The organism is Collinsella aerofaciens, assembly GCF_005845035.1.
Lineage (GTDB): Bacteria > Actinomycetota > Coriobacteriia > Coriobacteriales > Coriobacteriaceae > Collinsella > Collinsella aerofaciens_I.
The window spans coordinates 59,507-75,548 of record NZ_SPFO01000005.1 but is presented as its reverse complement, the minus strand read 5'-3'; the positions used below and the strand labels follow the sequence as shown (position 1 = coordinate 75,548).

The following is a 16,042-nucleotide window of genomic DNA, read 5'->3' as shown; positions in this document are numbered from 1 at the left end:
ATGTCGAATTTGAGAAAAACAAAACCGCAGGTAGGCGGCTCGCGAATTTAGCAAAAACCGGTGCATGGTCGGGCATCCCGAGCTAAACGTAGTAAATGGGCATAGTTTTGATATGTCACTCATACAGTCACAGCGAAAATGAACCCAAAAGATGAAAAACGCCCACCGGCGGTGGTGTCGGCGGGCGTTGCTGTGCGATATGTCGCATTGTGGGCTTAGTGCCTCATAAAGTGGTACTCGATTACATTGCTATAGGGGTGACCCGGGCCCACGATGCCCTGCGGGAACAGCGGCTGGTGCGGCGTGTCGGGGTACATCTCGGCTTCGAGGGCAAAGCCGGCGCCCCAACCATAGTTGGCGTCGTCCTTGGCGTGCTCGTCGCCAAGCCAGTTGCCGGTGTAGAGCTGCACGCCCGGGGCGGTGGTGTAGTAGTCCAGCTCGCGGCCGGTCCACATCTCCTCGACATGCAGGGCGCGACGCAGGTTGCGGCCGTACTGATAGCCATCGATGCACAGGCAGTGGTCGTAGCCACGTGCCTGCTTAATCTGCGGGTCGTCGGCTTCCATGCCGGGAGCGACGGGGCGCAGCTCACGGAAGTCAAACGGCGTGCCCTCGACCGGAGCAATCTCGCCGGTGGGAATGTTCTGCTCGTTGATGGGCAGGTAGTGGGCGGCGTTGGCGACAAAGAAATGTTCGCAGTCCATGCCGGCGTTATGGCCGGCAAGGTTAAAGTACGTGTGGTTGGTCATGGACACGTAGGTGGCGCGGTCGCTCTCGCAGCCATACTCGATACGAAAGACGCCGGTGCGCGTCACGGTAAACACGGCTGTAAAGGTGCGGTTGCCGGGAAGATCCAGCTCGCCATCCTCAAGCGAGGTGGTCATGCGCACGGCGTTGTGAGTCTCGTCGAGCTCAACGTCCCACACGCGTTTATGCAGACCGTGCTCAAGATCGCTGTGCAGGTTGTTGACGCCCTCGTTGGCCGGCATATGCCAGTCCGTGCCGTCGATGGTGATCGTGGCGCCCGCGGTGCGGTTTGCCACGGGGCCGATGGTCGCGCCAAAGCAGGCGGGGTTGTCAAAGTAATCCTCGAGCTTATCGAAGCCCAGCACCACATCGCGCACATTGCCGGGAATGTCGGGCACATCGATGCCAAGCACGGTGGCGCCATAGTCCATAATGCGAACGCAGATCTCGGGCCCGTTGAGGGTGTAACGATGAACGGGGGTGCCGCACGGCGCGGTGCCGAAAAGCTCGGAAGTGATCATTTGGTTCCTAACATCGAGGTATTTCGGACAAACTGTAGCGCGAACAGGCAAGATTATCACTACACCCCACTAAAGCAGGGAGTATTTTTCTCAAAAAAAGTAATGAAGGCGCAGTTGAAGGCTCATTTTTGGTCCGCGCAAGTCTGATATAATTTGTTCATTATTGTTTGAATTGACGTATGCGCGGAACAGCGAGGACTCATCGTGATTAAGGCAGAGCGACAGGATAAGGTTCGCCAGCTGCTCGAGGAGCAGGGAACGGTCTCGGTTAAAGAGATCTCGGACGCCCTGGGCGTCTCGGACATGACGATCCGCCGCGATCTGGAGGAACTCGCGAGCCTGGGCGAGATCGAGCGCGTTCACGGCGGCGCTCGCAGCGCGCAGAGCCGTCCCCATGCCATGCTGCGTCACGAGTACTCTCATAGCGAAAAGCGCACCAAGCACGCCGAGGAAAAGCTGCAGATCGCGCGCCGTGCCGTGGAGCTTATTGAGGAGGGCTCGACTATCTTTTTGGGTACGGGCACCACGGTTGAGCAGATGGCCTCGATGCTGCCGGCGTGTCGCCTGCGCATCGTGACTAATTCCCTTTCGGTTTTTAGCCTGCTCGAGGCGCGCGAGGATTGCGAGCTGTGCCTGGTGGGCGGCATGTATCGCCGCCGCACTGCCGCTTTTGTGGGACCAACAGCCGAGGATACCCTGCGTGCACTGGGCATCGATGCGGCGTTTATCGGCGCCAACGGCATTCTGGATGGCGACGTGTCCACGTCCAACATGGATGAAGGCCGCATCCAGCAGCTCGCCTTTAGCAAGGCCGACTCGCGCTATCTGATCGCCGACTCCAGCAAGATCGGCAAGCGCGACTTCTACACCTTCTGTCGTCTGGACAATTTGGACGCCGTGGTGTGCGAGCCGGGTATTGCCGCCGAGGATCGCGCAGCCATCGAGGAACACACGCAGGTCATTTGCTAACTAGCGTAGCAGGCGATACTTCTGCCCTCTGCCGGTGCCTTCAACTGTCGCCAGGCCTGTCTCAACGAGTTTTTTGAGGATGCGAAGAAGCTTCGAGCGACTAAAGGTGACTTTGGCCGCAAGCTCGCTTGTCGATTGAGGGTGTACTCCGCTCAGCAGTCCGAATACGATAAGTTCGTCGCCTTTGAGCCCCGGGTTATCCATGAGTAGGGGAAGTGTTACCACAATGGCGTTATCCGAAACTTGAAACCGGGGCTTTCTGACGCTGTCCTTATAGGTATCGCGAATTCGCATGATGCCCGTTCCAAAGGCTTCGATAAGACCCAGGCGCAAAAAGACTTCGGCAAGAATACGATTGCGTCTAACGGATAGCATGTCGGACAGATATTCATCGACGGTCATGCTTGCCGGCAAGCCGCCGGGCGAAGCGACTTCCACACGGTCGTCGAACATCGAGATGCGGATGTGTGCGGGCGCATCCCAAGTCCTATGAACGACTGCATTGGTAATGGCCTCGCGGAATGCTTCGAGCGGAATGAGCTCCTTGCGGATCCGCTCCATCCCCTGGATCTCTTCGTAGCAGTACTGGGCTTCGAAAAGCTCAAGGGCTCCGTCAATTTCCGCTAGAACGGATGCATGTTCAAGAGTCTTGCGCTGCTTAATGAGGTTGATAGTTTCACCAAACACTGCGATGTCGATACCCGGGAAGCCATTCTCGTCCGCGAGCAGTTCTGCCGCGTTGTTGTAGGTTCCGGTTTCATCAAGCAGGCCAAGGGTTTTGAGAGTATCGGTTGTGAATGACTGAAGCGAAAGTTTTGCTGTTAGACGATTCTCTAAAACGGTGAAAGATAAATCTTGTTTGTTTGCCGGGAGCTGCTCAAAGGAGAGGTTTTGACCCTCGAGTACAAGACGCGAAAGGCCTAGGGTATCAACTGGAATGGTCGCGGTGTCATTGCGCTTGTATGCCTTCGAGCGGTATAGGTAAGGCTTCGATCTGCCGGGAAAGACCGTAAGCTCCACGGTTGCATCGGGCTCGTCGATCTTTAGGGAGTAATCGGGCTGGGGGATGATCGAATCGTTAATCTTGTTTTCGATATCCAGGCAGGTCTGCTTGGGGTCATCGAGGCCAACGGCTTCTCCGTCGTCGTTAATTCCAAATAGAACGCGTCCTCCCGTGCCATTTGCATAAGCGGAGACGGTTTTAAGGAACGAATTGGTGACGCATTCCTTGAATTCAAGATCTTTGGATTCTTGCATTGTGATGCTCCGTTTCGCTTCAATTTGACGTGAAAAATAACACGTAAAAATTTTACACGTCATTTTACGCGTCAAAATTATGACACGAAAAAATTTGCGTGTCATTATGCGCGTCAAAGTGACGCGAAATGACGCGCAAACGCGAATGCATTGGCATTCTGAACAATAACGGAGTTTGTAAGCCTGGGGCTTGATTGGGCTAACGCATGGAATTATCCGTATTCTCGAACACGCTTTCGGTATCATTTTGGCATTAAAAGATACCGAAGTGTGTTCGTGATGCCGATAATAATTAAGAAAGAGGAGCGCTTCGTAGCTGCCTGGAAAGTGAGGATTTGACCATCTGATTGTCTCGATCTGTAACAACTAGGCGATCAAATGCTCGTTAGATGTTACAGATTTAGATTTTCTGCCTGGCCGATTCCGTTTGTCTCAATCTGTAACAACTGGGACCGAAAAGCTCGGCTAGATGTTACAGATCGAGATTGAGCGGATTGACCTGTGCGTTTGTCTTGATCTGTAACAGGTAGACGGTCGAAAGTGGGCTACGTGTTACAGATTTAGATATTTCTGCTCGGGCGTTCTGTTTGTCTCGATTTGTAACAACTAGGGCCGAAATACTCGGCTAGATGTTGCAGATCGAGACGAATGATCCGCTCGGGCTCACCAAAAAACAAAAAAGGCCGCATGCGAACCCGTGGGGGATTCGCATGCGGCCGACAGGGGGTATGCGGCGGAAACTAGGCCATGAGCAGGCCGGTCTCCGAGACGTTCTTGTACCAGTACGCGCTCGCCTTGGGATAGCGCTTCTGGGTCTCGAAGTCGATGTAGAACAGACCGTAGCGCTTGTTGTAGCCGTTGGTCCAGGAGAACTGGTCCTGCAGCGACCACACAAAGTAGCCGTCGACGTTCACGCCGCCGTCGATTGCCTTGAGGATCCACGCGAGATGCTGGCGCATGTAGTCGATGCGAGGGGCGTCGTCGATAAAGCCGTCCTCAAAGTCGTCCTTATAGCCCATGCCGTTCTCGGTGATGTAGATCTTCTTATAGTTGGGGTAATCGTTCTTAATGCGGAGCAGCAGGTCGTACAGGCCCTCGGGATAGATGATCCAGTCCCAGTCGGTGGTGGGTACGCCTTTGCGCACGCATGACTCGCCCACGCCCTTGAGGAACCAGCGCGAGGAGCCCTTGTCGCCAGTGCCATTGTGGTTGATGTCGTTTTCGCCCTCGGCGGCACGCAGGAACTGGCACTTGTAGGTGTTGACGCCCAGGCAATCGTTGTAGGGGAGCGCGGCGGTCAGCGCGGCGATGTCCTCGTCGCGAACATCGAGCTCGCCGCCGGCGATATGGGCCAGCTTGGTCGCAGCCTCCATGGTGTCGGCTGCATAGTGGCCGCGAAAGGTGGCGTCGAGTACCCAGCGGTTGTTGATGACGTCGGCCATGCGGGCGGCCTCGCAGTCGGCAACACTGTTGGGATCGAGGGGATACTTGGGCTCCAGGTTCTGGACAATGCCGATCTCGCCCTCAAAGCCGCCCTCGTGGAAGGCGACGACGGCCTTGGCATGGGCCACCATCATGTTGTGCATGAGCTGGAAGGCCTTGTCCAGGCGATACTTCTCGCCGTGCGGCCAGTTGCCGACGATAAAGCTGCCCTCGGCGGTCGCGGGAATCTCGTTAAAGGTAAACCAGTGCTTGACCTCGGTGAACTCGGCAAAGCAGAACTTGGCGTACTCGACAAAGGCGTCGATCGTCGTGCGCGTCAGGAAGCCCTCGCCACCGTCCTGGTAGAAGGCCTCGGGAGTGTCAAAGTGATCGAGCGTGACATAGGGGATAACGCCGGCTTTGTTGCAGGTGGCAAAGAGCTCGTGATAGAAGGCAACGCCCTCGGGGTTAATCTCACCAGTGCCGTTGGGGAAGATGCGGCTCCAAGCGATGGAGACGCGGATGCCGTTGATGCCGAAGCGCTGGCACAGGTCGATATCGACCGGATACTTGTTGTAGAAATCGCTTGCGGGGTCGGGGGAGAAGCGACCCTGAGCAGCCAGGAAATCGTCCCAGGGCACTTTGCCCTTGCCGTGCGTGCGGGTCTCGCCCTCAACCTGGTAAGCGGCGGTGGCGCCGCCAAACACAAAGCCGTCGGGGAACTTCATGGGATTGGTCATGAGTCATCCTTTCTGTGGGATACGAATAGGGAGAGGTGCCCGAACTGGGGATTCGGGCACCAACAGAGGGAGGTAACTAGTCGAGGTTCTCGCGGAGCCACTTGATGGCGCCAGCGGGGTCACGGGTAAGGTCGATATATTCCTTACCGCGCGGGGCGAGCAGCTTAATACCCAGACGGTCGGTGTCGGCCTTCATGTCGTTGTAGTAGCTGCGAACCTGCGGAGCGAGCACGATGACGTCGTACTGGTCCATGATGGCAGTGTGCTGGCCATAGGCGCCTGCAGAGGAGGCGATGTTCTCGCCGGTCTGTGCGGCGCCTTCCTTAATGGCGTTGGCGAGCATGGCGGAGGTGCCAGCGCCGGCGCACAGGACGAGGACCTTCAGACCGTCGACATCCTTCTTGGCGGATGCGTCGGCGGCGGGCTCGGGCTGATCGGCGACAGGCTCGCTGTCGACGGCAGCGGCGGTCGGCTCGATGACGGGCGCAGGGGTGCTGGCAGCGATGGTGGCAGCACCATCGGACTCGAGACCCAGCTCGGCGGCGCGCTCGGCCTCCTGGTCGCAGAGGAGCTTATCGTATGCCTTCAAGAACGGCAGGTAGATGACGGCGTCCAGCAAGATGATGATCGCGACAAATACCAGGGCAATAAGCTGGAAGTTCGTGGTGATGAAGATACCGATGGGGGCGGGGGTGGCCCAAGGCACCACGAAGGAGAAGCCGTTCATGCCCACGTTATCGATAAAGAACTTGGCAACACTCACGTTGACGCAGCCGGCGGCAACAAAGGGGATGAGCATGTAGGGGTTGAGGATCATGGGCGCGCCAAAGAGCAGCGGCTCGTTGACAGCGAAGGCAACAGGAACAATCGAGGCCTTACCGACGGCTTTGAGCTGCTTGGACTTCATAAAGAGAATCAGCAGAAGCGGCACGATGAACGTGGCGCCGGTGCCGCCGAACTCACCCACGAGCGACATGTTAAAGGTGAGGGAGTGGGCAGGGTGGCCACCGGCCAGCAGAACCTGCAGGTTCTCGGCCTGGTTGGCAAGACGGATGGGGTCGATGCCCGGCTGGACAATCGAGGGGCCGTGGACGCCGATAAACCAGAAGAACGCGGTGGCAGCCTGGATAAGGATGAGGCCAGGGTAGGTCTCTGCTGCGGTGAAGAGCGGAGAGAGCAGCTTGATGAGCAGCTCGGAGAACGGAACGCCCATGAGGTTGCGCACAACCACATCGATGATGCCGCAGATGATGACAGCACCGCCGAAGGGGATGATGTCGCGGAAGTTCTGAGCGATGGCACCTGGGACCTCCTTGGGCAGCTTAATGGTCAGATCGCGCGAGACGCAGAACTTGTAGACCCACACGGTAATGAACGCAGCGATATAGGCCGAGAACAGCCCGCGCGTGCCCATGCTGGTGCAATCGAAGACCGAAAGCTCGGAGCCGTCGAGCTTGGTGGTGAACTGCGTAACGGCGAGCAAAAGCATGCTGCACTGGGCGGCAACCATGGTGGAGCCGTCGTTGAGCACCTTGCCGGCGGGCATCCGACGGTTCATGGAAGCCGTGAAGTTCTTGGCGGTGGTGCCGGCAACCATGATGCCCATGACGCCCATGGTGAAGTTGTACAGCTTGTTGCACCAGTCGATGAGCGGCTGGGGAAGCGTGACGCCAACGACGCCGGGGAGCGTGGCGATGAGCAGGAAGATCGAAGAGGTGAGGACAATGGGCATGCACCCAAGGAATCCGTCCTTGATGGCCTGGAGATAGATGTTCCTCGAGATCTTCTCAAAGAACGGTTGATGCTTTTCGAGCATCTTTACGATGGCGTCCATAGAGCTCCTTTGCTACTTGATGCGCGATGCATGTGGATGGAACTGGTCGTCGATGGATGGTCAGGACTGCCCGGAAACCTTCCTGCGTAAGGAAGGCGTTACGAAATGACAACGTTGTCATTTCGTTAATGACAACGTAAGACATTTTTGGAAGAGCAACAAGGATTTACGCGTGAGCGGTCGATATTGTCCGGTAAACGGTTGATTCGAGAATTGAGCAGGTAGTGTATGCTAGAACGCAAAAAAACAAGCGATACGAAACCGACGGGAGAAGCAGTGGCAACGATGGACAAGAAAAACGTCTCAATGAACGATGTAGCGGTTGCCGCAGGTGTCTCCCTCAAGACGGTGTCTCGTGTGATCAACGAGCCCGATAGCGTGCGCGAATCGACGCGCGATAAAGTCCATGCGGCCATGGAAGCGCTTGGGTTTCGAACTAACTTTGCCGCGCGCTCGCTCAAGTTGGGCCGTTACGGGTGCATTGGCGTGGTGTTGTTTCACTTGTCAGGCGGTGCCGTGGACATGATCGACGGTATCGCCGATGCCGCCGAAGAGCGCGGGTTTGCGCTCACGATGATCAAGAAGCGGGCAGGGGAGAAGATGACCCTTGCCGATGCGGCGCGCAGGATGTCACAGCTGCCTGTCGATGGCATGATCTTCAACTTGCGCCAGATGGTCGACGACTTCGATACGTTCGAGGCGCCAAAGGACCTCAAGACCGTAATCATCACACCGATGGAGCATCCTACCTGCTCCACCGTCAGTGACGACCAAGAGGGTGGTGCGCGCATGGCGTGCGAGTACTTCTTGGATCATGGTCACAAGAACGTCTACTTCGTTGCCGGTAAAGAAGAATCGCTGTCGAGCCAGTGCCGTATGAAAGGCTGGCGCGCGGCGCTCGAGGCGCGTGGCATTGAGCCGCCCGACCCGCTGCAGGGCGATTGGAATGCGGATAGTGGCTATGCCGCAGGCCTTGTGCTTGCCGATAAGCCCGATTGCACGGCGGTCCTCGCTGCTAACGACTGCATGGCAAACGGCGTGATGATGGCCCTGCATGACAAAGGACTGAGCGTGCCCGACGACGTGTCCGTGATTGGCTTCGACGACGAGCTCTACAAGACGATCCCCAACTCGATTCTGACGTCGGTGAAGTTTCGCCACCGCGAGCTGGGCATCCGTGCGCTCAATGAGGTCGTCGCAGGTTTGGAGGCTCCGAGCTCCAGGAGCCGTACGCTCGTCTCGGGCGTGTTGGTCGAGCGCTTGAGCGTGCGAGACTTGCGGGCATAAATCAGCCCACCCAAAACCAAAAAAGCCGGGGGCGGCGCGTCGTGTGACGTGCCGCCCCCGGCTGAGAAATGGGGAGCAGGTTATGTGAGCGGGGCAGCCCCGCGAGCCGCTAGTCCAGACGACGGGTCTCGGCTACGTGCTTATACCAGTATGCGCTTGCCTTGGGCGTGCGCTTCTGGGTCTCAAAGTCTACGTAGAAGAAACCGTAGCGCTTGTTGTAGCCGTTGGTCCAGGAGAACTGGTCCTGCAGGCTCCACAGGAAGTAGCCTCCCACGTTGACGCCGACCTCCATGGCCTTGAGCAACCAGCGCAGGTGCTGCTCGATGTAGTCGATGCGCGGCTGGTCGTCCACAAAACCGTCCTTGTAGGGGTCCTTGTAGCCCATGCCGTTTTCTGTAATGAAGATCTGCTTATAGTTGGGGTAGCGCTGCTTAATGTAGACGAGCAGATCGAACAGGCCCTCGGGATAGATGATCCAGTCCCAGTCGGTGGTGGGGATGCCAGGCTTGTTCACATGCTCGCCAATACCCTTAACGCGCCAGCGGCCGGTGCCCTTCTCGCCCGTACCGTTGTGGTGCAGGTCGTTCTCGCCATCGTAAGCCTTCAAAAAACGGCACTGATAGTTGTTAACGCCCAGGTAGTCGTTGTAGAGCGCGGCCTCGCGCATAATCTCGAGGTCCTCGTCCAGAATCTCGATGGTGCCGCCCGAGACGGCAGCCAGGCGGTTGGCGCACTCCAAGGTGTCAGGCGCGTAGTCGCCGCGGAAAGTGACGTCGAGCAAGAACTGGTTCTGCAACACGTGCTCGTTATTAGCGGCTTTGATGTCGGCGGGGTCGTTCTCGTTGAGCGGGTACTTAAACTCCAGCGACTGGATGACGCCGATCTTGCCCTTAAAACCGCCGTTGTGGAAGGCCAGCACGGCCTTGGCGTGGGCGAGCATCATGTTGTGCTCGCACTGGAAGGCTTCGGCCAGATGCGCCTTGACGCCACCGGGGAAGGTGCCCTCGATGTAGGTGTTGGAGGCGTCCGCCCAGATCTCGTTAAAGGTGAACCAATAGGTCACCTGGTCGGCGTACTCCTTAAAGCAGAAGGTAGCAAAGTCCACAAAGGCGTCGATGGTCTCGCGGTTGAGGAAGTCGCCCTTCTCAAAGAGGGGCAGCGGCGTATCGAAGTGATGCAGCGTGACGAACGGCTCAACGTGGTGCTTATGGCACTCGGCGAAGAGGTCGTGGTAGAACTGCACACCCTCGGGGTTGATTTCGCCGGTGCCGTTGGGGAAGATGCGGCTCCAGGCAATGGAGAGACGGATGCCGTTGATACCGAACTCCTCGCACAGCTCCAAGTCGACGGGGTACTGGTTGTAGAAGTCGGAAGCGGGATCGGGGGAGAAACGGCCCTGGGCCTCCAGGAAGTCGTCCCAGGCAACCTTGCCCTTACCGTGGGTGCGGGTCTCGCCCTCTACCTGGTAGGCAGCGGTGGCGCCGCCAAAGACAAAGTCCTCGGGAAACTGCGCAGGCGGGTTGGTGACGCTAGCAGGGTTAACGGACATGATGATCCAATCGTCTAAATCGAAGGGCCAGCCGGTCTTGGATGGTCGGCTGGCCCTGAGCGTTACTTACTTCGAAAGCTGCTCGGAGACGAAGGCGAGAGACTTATCGCCGTTCTGGGAGAGCTCGATGTACTGCTTGCCACGGCAGGCGACGCACTTGTTGCCCACGCGTTCGCAGTCCTTCTGCAGGTCGGCCAGGTAGCTTGCGGCCTGCGGGGCCAGGACGACCAGGTCGAAGTCGGGGAGCATGTCGACGTGGTTGCCATAGGCCTCAGCAGCGGTCTCGAGGTTAATACCGCGCTCCTTGGCAGCCTTGGCCAGCGCGTTGGCGAGCAGGCCCGAGGTGCCGCCGCCCTGGCAGAGCACGAGCACGCGCTTGCCGTTGAGGTCGCTAGTGGCCGTAGCCTCGGTGGCGGCAGTGGCGGGGGCGTCGGCCTTCACAGCCTCGGCAGCAGCGCCGGCGGCAACGCTCTTGGCGTCAGCCTTGCCCTGGAAGGCATCGTTGAGCTTGGCGGCCTTTGCGGCGTTCTTGGCGGCGAGCTCCTCCTGGGAGATCTCGGCCTCCTCGGCGCACTTCTGGGCGTCATAGGCACGGAAGAACGGATAGTACAGGGCAAAGTCGACGACCAGGATGATGGCGAGCATCACAAAGGCGAGCGGCTGGAAGCCCAGGCCCATGATGGTGCCGATGGGGCCGGGGACGGTCCAGGGCAGGGTGTACATAAAGCCGTTCATGCCCAGGAAGTCGATAAAGATCTTGAGGATCCAGATGTTGGCGATCGGGGCAAAGACGAACGGGACAAAGAAGACGGGGTTGAGCACGATGGGCGCGGCGAACAGCAGCGGCTCGTTAACGGCAAAGCACACGGGGACGATAGCGGCCTTACCGACGGCGCGCATCTCCTGGGACTTGGCCAGGAAGCAGAACATAAAGACCAGGACGAGCGTGGCGCCAGTGCCGCCCATGCAGACGACGAAGTACTGGGCGCCCTGGGTCAGGACAGCGGAGGCGTGCTCGCCGGCCTGGAATGCAGCCAGGTTGTCGGTCATGTTGGCAACGAGGGCGGCGGCGATGGCGGGCTCGACGATCGAGGGGCCGTGGACGCCGACGAACCAGAACAGGCTCATGGCGCCGTAGATCACAGCGAGACCGATATAGCCGTCGGCAGCGGTGAACAGGGGCTGGAACACCTGGATGACGCCCTGGGCAAAGCAGAAGCCAAAAGCAGCGCGGAAGACGATGTCAAAGACCCAAAAGACGGCGATGCAGACGGAGAAGGGGATGATGTCCTTAAAGGTCTGCGAGATGTTGGGCGGAACCTGCTCGGGCATCTTGACGGTGATGTTGCGCTTGATAAAGAACTTGTAGATGATGCCGGTCACAAACGCAGCGATGAAGGCGGTCAGCAGGCCCTTGGAACCAAGGTAGGTGGTGTTGAAGCCGCTGGCGGCGTCCGTGGCGATGGTGTCGCTCGAAAGGAGCAAGAAGCCGATGATGGCCGCGCACATGCACGAGATAAAGTTGATCTGGTTATTCTTGGGCAGGTCACGGTTCTGAGCGTCGGCGAAGTGCTTGGCGGTGGTGGCGGCACAGGCGATGGCCAGGATGCCCATGGAGTAGTTGTAGCACTTCCACAGGGCGTTGTTGATGTCATCGGGCCAGTAGAAACCCCAGATGTTGGGGACCGAGGCTACGAGGCAGAAGATGGAAGAGAAGATGATGATGGGGATGACGGAGATAAAACCGTCGCGGATCGCCTTGAGGTACTTGTTGCGGGCGATCGCGTTGAAAAAGGGCTGGCCCTTTTCGATAGTGGCGATGAGTTGCTCCATGCAAAGCTCCTAAGAGTCGGTGGGTTAGCAACGATGGTAGCTTTTGACGTTTGCTTGCCAAAATGTTGACGTTGCCATTTTGCGACACAAAAAAAGACGCGAACCGGTGGTTCCTGTGCCTGCGAACCGTCGATTCCTTGCGCGTAAACGTTTGAGCCGCCCGGTGGCTCTGTGTTTGCACAATGGCAACGTTAACATTTGGGCGACAAAAGCCGTTCGGGGAAGCAAAAATGTCGGTGAACGGTAGGTTTTGGGTGGTGAGCGTATGGTGGGGGAGGCGTTGGATATACTTGAAGGCGTTAAAAATGACTGCGTAGGGTGCCACCAATGGCATCGTCGACATAGAAAGATCGACCTATGGCCGCTGTTAAAAAATCGGTTTCCGTTAAGGATGTGGCGCGTCTCGCGGGCGTCTCGGAGCAGACAGTCTCGCGTACGGTGCACGATTCGCCCAGCGTGCGCCCCGAGACCAAGGAGCGCGTGCGTGCCGCCATGCGCGAGCTGGGGTATCGCCCCAATTTTGCCGGTCGATCGCTGCGCCGCGGTAAGTTTAAGACCGTCGGCGTCGCCATGTTCAACATTACCGGCACCGGCAACCTCGACCGTATGGAGGGCTTTGCTGCCGCCGCCGATAAGCACGGATACGCCATTACCCTCACGAAAGTAGATGGGCATCCGTATACCCTCGAGAGCGCATCGTCGCGCATGAGCGCACTGCCGGTGGATGGCATGGTCGTGATCATGAATCGCATGCCGGCGGACTTTGGAACCTTCGAGCCACTGCCCGGCATGCAGACAGTGCTCGTTACGATGTTGGAGCACCCGCTCTGTTCAACGGTCGATAACGACCAGTTCGATTGCTCGCGCCAGGTTGTCGAGTACTTGCTGAGGCAGGGGCACAAGACCGTGCATTTCATCTCGTGTCCCGAGCGCTCGCTTTCGGGCATGCAGCGCGAGGAAGGCTGGCGCGAGACATTGCACGCACATGGTATTGAGCCGCCGCGACTCGTTCGTGGCGATTGGACGGCACAGAGCGGGTATGCTGCCGGTCAGGCTCTGGCGGACGATCCGACCTGTACGGCCATTTATGCTTCCAACGACGCCATGGCCTACGGCTGCATTCGCGGACTCGAGTCGCGCGGAAAGCACGTGCCCGAGGACGTGAGTGTGGTGGGTGTTGATGACAGTCTGGGCGACATCGTGCCCGATCGTCGCCTGGCCACCGTGCGCTTTGACAACAGGCGCGTCGGCATGTGGGCGGTCGACAAGATCGCCGGCGCCGAGGGCGTTGTGTCTGGCGTGGAGCACATGCTGATCCCCGGCGTGCTCGTGGAGGGCGATACGGTACGCGATTTGCGTTAGGGTGCGGTCCTGTTTGGGTTTCCGCTAATCATGTTTGATATTGTTCGAAATGGTTTGGAAACCGTTCACGGGCGAAAAAAGACCGTTCACGGCTCGAAATAACGGTTTGCATTGTTCCTTTTTGTTTGAATGTTATTGTTTCTGTCATACACAGCGCAGCGCGTATGCCCGGACGCGATGCTCTCCGTTGGTTCATATGTGAAAGGAACGCAATATGGCAACCAAAGAAGAAATCTCGATGGTTGGATTCGAGATCGTCGCATACGCGGGTGACGCCCAGACCGACCTGCTTGCAGCGCTCGATGCCGCCCGCGAGGGTGACTTTGAGAAGGCCGAGCAGCTGCACAAGGATGCCAGCGACGCGCTCATCGGCGCTCACGACACGCAGACCAAGCTGCTTTCGCAGGAGGCCGGCGGCGGCGAGATGGAGATGACCTTCATCATGGCCCACGCTCAGGACACCCTGATGACCACCATGATTCTGGAGAAGCAGACCCGCTTTACCATCGATGCCTACAAGCGCATTGCCGAGCTCGAGGCCAAGCTCGCCTAACGAGCCCTCACAACCAAGTCTCCTTCCAAAAGCTCTGCCGCATCCGCGACAGGGCTTTTCTGTCCCTCAGCCTAAGTTGCGGTGAAATAGGGACTGGAAAGGGGTTGGCAGGCATAAAACAGTCCCTATTTCACCGCAACTTATTGGGCGCTGTTGGACATTTTGCTTCGTGGGTATACTTCCATCCGCAATACAGGCCGGACTGAGGAGGTATCCAAATGCCGGACAATGGATCGATTCAAAAGAAAGGCGCGCATGAGATGTCTCACGGGCGCCCTGTCCAAATAACCGAGCATACGACAGTGACGGAGCTGCAACCCAGCCTGTCCGATGTCGTGTGCGCAAACAAAAAGTTGCAGATCGGGTTCATCGTCGCGCTCGTGGTGCTGGCACTTCTGTCGGGCTTTGTCGCGCGCCCGCATTTTGCAGACACCAAGACCTGGGATTCCACCATCGAGGTCATCGACCAAAAGAAGGGCAACGTGCTGGCGCTCACGACGTCGTGCGTAGCGTTGTCTGCGGGTATCACCGCACTGCCGGGCGACACAGGAACGCCGGTGGCCGAGCAGCTCGCACAGCTTTCGGGCAACCTGGGCATCGTGCTCGCCGTGCTCTACCTCGAGAAATACCTGCTTACTATCTTATGGTCGGTCGGGCTGGGCATCCTGATCCCGTTTTCGCTCGTACTCTTTGCGGTGTCGCTTGGCATTCACGGACGCTGGAGCACCAGCGCTGTCCTGCGCCGTGTGGCAACGCGCGTGCTGGTGGTTGCTATGATCGGCATGGCGCTTGTACCCGTGAGTGTGTGGGTATCGCAAAAGGTCGACGAGACATATCGTGTCAGCATTGAGCAGGCCGAGCAAAAGGCGGAGGATGCTGCGGAGAAATCGACCGATGCCAGCTCCAAAACAAGCAAGAAAAAGTCCAAGGCCACGGAGTCCAAGAATGTGCTTGAGCAGCTTGCCGACGGTGCCTCGGGTCTTGTCACGACGGTGACCAGCGGCGCCAAGCAGATGACCGACGAGATCGTGCAGCAGGTGACCGACCTGATCGAAGGCGTCATCGTAATGATCGTGACCTCGTGCGTCATCCCGCTGCTGGTGCTCGTGGCGTTTCTGTGGCTGGGCCATACCCTGCTAGGGATTGATATCTCCGGTCCCGCGAACTACCTGACGGGCCGTTTTCTGAGCGCTCCGTCCAAGCATGCCAAGAAGAGCGGGCAGGCTGAGTGATCAACAAGGCGCGTTTTTGGAAGACCGAACCGTAAGAAGGGCGGCCGAGATGCGTTCTCGGTCGCCTTTTTTGTTGAGTGCGTGAGCGTTCGCGCCTCCGTCAGACCTAACGGTCTGAAATCATCCGTGAACGGTAATTGTTCAAAAAAGAACAAAGATAAACAAATAGTTGTTGCAGTCGCTGTTCGAATGTGTTCAAATAAACATGAACAGTGAAGAACCGCACATTCAGATGCCCGGACCTGAACGCGATTCAACACTTCCAAACAGAAACTACGCACCTGCGTATCTCTCAAGGAGGATGTCATGAGGGTTGTAATCGCTTCCGATGCCGACGGTATGTCGATGAAGGAGTCCATCAAGGAGATGCTCATCGCCGACGGTCACGAGGTCGTCGACTATTCCGAGACCCCTGCCGCGGACTTTGTCGATTCCGCGACCGCCGTCGCCAAGGACCTGCTGGAGCACAAGGATTCCCAGGGCTTCGCATTCGATAAGTACGGCGTCGGTTCCTATATGGCCGCCGTCAAGATGAAGGGCATGGTCGTCGCCAACATTTCCGACGAGCGTTCCGCCTACATGACCCGCGAGCACAACGGCTCGCGCATGGTCACCATGGGCCCGGGCGTCGTTGGCACCGAGGTCGCCAAGAAGATCGCCCGCGAGTTCCTGCGCGCTCAGTACGCCGGCGGCCGTCACCAGATCCGTGTCGACATGCTCAACAAGATGGCCTAAC

Annotated in this window: 12 protein-coding genes; 6 read left to right on the top strand and 6 right to left on the bottom strand. The window is 58.0% G+C overall.

The features are described 5' to 3' along the window. Positions 1-215: 215 nt before the first annotated feature. Entirely contained in the window at positions 216-1,268 is a 1,053-nt protein-coding gene (locus FGQ67_RS03825; protein ID WP_138340183.1) for an aldose epimerase family protein, read from the bottom strand. Positions 1,269-1,472: 204 nt separating this feature from the next. Here FGQ67_RS03825 and FGQ67_RS03820 point away from each other — a divergent pair, with 204 nt between their 5' ends. Continuing rightward, entirely contained in the window at positions 1,473-2,237 is a 765-nt protein-coding gene (locus FGQ67_RS03820) for a DeoR/GlpR family DNA-binding transcription regulator (RefSeq protein WP_249934376.1), read from the top strand. On the opposite strand, the gene FGQ67_RS03815 is transcribed toward FGQ67_RS03820, so the two are convergent. From FGQ67_RS03815 to FGQ67_RS03805, 3 genes are all read right to left on the bottom strand, one after another. After that, positions 2,238-3,494, bottom strand: coding sequence for an ATP-binding protein (locus FGQ67_RS03815; RefSeq protein ID WP_138340180.1), 1,257 nt, complete (start codon positions 3,492-3,494; stop codon positions 2,238-2,240). A 740-nt stretch (positions 3,495-4,234) separates the two neighbouring features. Next, positions 4,235-5,656 carry a 6-phospho-beta-galactosidase gene (lacG, locus tag FGQ67_RS03810; RefSeq protein WP_212746003.1) on the bottom strand — a complete coding sequence of 474 codons (1,422 nt, stop codon included), beginning with the start codon at positions 5,654-5,656 and terminating at the stop codon, positions 4,235-4,237. A gap of 76 nt (positions 5,657-5,732) precedes the next feature. Further along, complete coding sequence (locus FGQ67_RS03805; protein WP_138340178.1) at positions 5,733-7,490, bottom strand: PTS lactose transporter subunit IIBC; 1,758 nt, start codon at positions 7,488-7,490, stop codon at positions 5,733-5,735. Between the two features lie 285 nt (positions 7,491-7,775). On the opposite strand from FGQ67_RS03805, the gene FGQ67_RS03800 reads away from it, so the two are divergent. Continuing rightward, positions 7,776-8,777, top strand: a complete 1,002-nt coding sequence (locus FGQ67_RS03800) for a LacI family DNA-binding transcriptional regulator (RefSeq protein ID WP_171025186.1) — start codon at positions 7,776-7,778, stop codon at positions 8,775-8,777. Between the two features lie 109 nt (positions 8,778-8,886). Here the strand turns inward: FGQ67_RS03800 and lacG (FGQ67_RS03795) are convergent, their stop codons facing one another. Both lacG (FGQ67_RS03795) and FGQ67_RS03790 read right to left on the bottom strand, forming a co-directional pair. Continuing rightward, entirely contained in the window at positions 8,887-10,326 is a 1,440-nt protein-coding gene (gene lacG, locus FGQ67_RS03795; protein ID WP_138340173.1) for a 6-phospho-beta-galactosidase, read from the bottom strand. A 66-nt stretch (positions 10,327-10,392) separates the two neighbouring features. Next, positions 10,393-12,159, bottom strand: coding sequence for a lactose/cellobiose PTS transporter subunit IIB (locus tag FGQ67_RS03790; protein WP_138340170.1), 1,767 nt, complete (start codon positions 12,157-12,159; stop codon positions 10,393-10,395). A gap of 357 nt (positions 12,160-12,516) precedes the next feature. Here FGQ67_RS03790 and FGQ67_RS03785 point away from each other — a divergent pair, with 357 nt between their 5' ends. The 4 genes from FGQ67_RS03785 to lacA all read left to right on the top strand — a co-directional run bounded on the left by FGQ67_RS03785 (position 12,517) and on the right by lacA (position 16,041). Beyond that, complete coding sequence (locus FGQ67_RS03785; protein ID WP_138340168.1) at positions 12,517-13,521, top strand: LacI family DNA-binding transcriptional regulator; 1,005 nt, start codon at positions 12,517-12,519, stop codon at positions 13,519-13,521. A gap of 214 nt (positions 13,522-13,735) precedes the next feature. Further along, on the top strand, positions 13,736-14,074 hold the full coding sequence (locus tag FGQ67_RS03780) for a PTS lactose/cellobiose transporter subunit IIA (RefSeq protein WP_006234827.1): 339 nt from the start codon (positions 13,736-13,738) through the stop codon (positions 14,072-14,074). Between the two features lie 218 nt (positions 14,075-14,292). Next, complete coding sequence (locus FGQ67_RS03775; protein ID WP_171025185.1) at positions 14,293-15,306, top strand: hypothetical protein; 1,014 nt, start codon at positions 14,293-14,295, stop codon at positions 15,304-15,306. A 306-nt stretch (positions 15,307-15,612) separates the two neighbouring features. Then, positions 15,613-16,041 carry a galactose-6-phosphate isomerase subunit LacA gene (lacA, locus tag FGQ67_RS03770; protein ID WP_138340165.1) on the top strand — a complete coding sequence of 143 codons (429 nt, stop codon included), beginning with the start codon at positions 15,613-15,615 and terminating at the stop codon, positions 16,039-16,041. The last annotated feature ends 1 nt before the right edge of the window (position 16,042 follow it).

Bases quoted from the DNA above. Each gene is read 5' to 3' on its own strand.
- FGQ67_RS03825 (WP_138340183.1), bottom strand. From the start codon at position 1,268: ATGATCACTTCCGAGCTTTTCGGCACCGCGCCGTGCGGCACCCCCGTT.
- FGQ67_RS03815 (WP_138340180.1), bottom strand. From the start codon at position 3,494: ATGCAAGAATCCAAAGATCTTGAATTCAAGGAATGCGTCACCAATTCG.
- lacG (WP_212746003.1), bottom strand. From the start codon at position 5,656: ATGACCAATCCCATGAAGTTCCCCGACGGCTTTGTGTTTGGCGGCGCC.
- FGQ67_RS03805 (WP_138340178.1), bottom strand. From the start codon at position 7,490: ATGGACGCCATCGTAAAGATGCTCGAAAAGCATCAACCGTTCTTTGAG.
- FGQ67_RS03800 (WP_171025186.1), top strand. From the start codon at position 7,776: ATGGACAAGAAAAACGTCTCAATGAACGATGTAGCGGTTGCCGCAGGT.
- lacG (WP_138340173.1), bottom strand. From the start codon at position 10,326: ATGTCCGTTAACCCTGCTAGCGTCACCAACCCGCCTGCGCAGTTTCCC.
- FGQ67_RS03790 (WP_138340170.1), bottom strand. From the start codon at position 12,159: ATGGAGCAACTCATCGCCACTATCGAAAAGGGCCAGCCCTTTTTCAAC.
- FGQ67_RS03785 (WP_138340168.1), top strand. From the start codon at position 12,517: ATGGCCGCTGTTAAAAAATCGGTTTCCGTTAAGGATGTGGCGCGTCTC.
- FGQ67_RS03780 (WP_006234827.1), top strand. From the start codon at position 13,736: ATGGCAACCAAAGAAGAAATCTCGATGGTTGGATTCGAGATCGTCGCA.
- FGQ67_RS03775 (WP_171025185.1), top strand. From the start codon at position 14,293: ATGCCGGACAATGGATCGATTCAAAAGAAAGGCGCGCATGAGATGTCT.
- lacA (WP_138340165.1), top strand. From the start codon at position 15,613: ATGAGGGTTGTAATCGCTTCCGATGCCGACGGTATGTCGATGAAGGAG.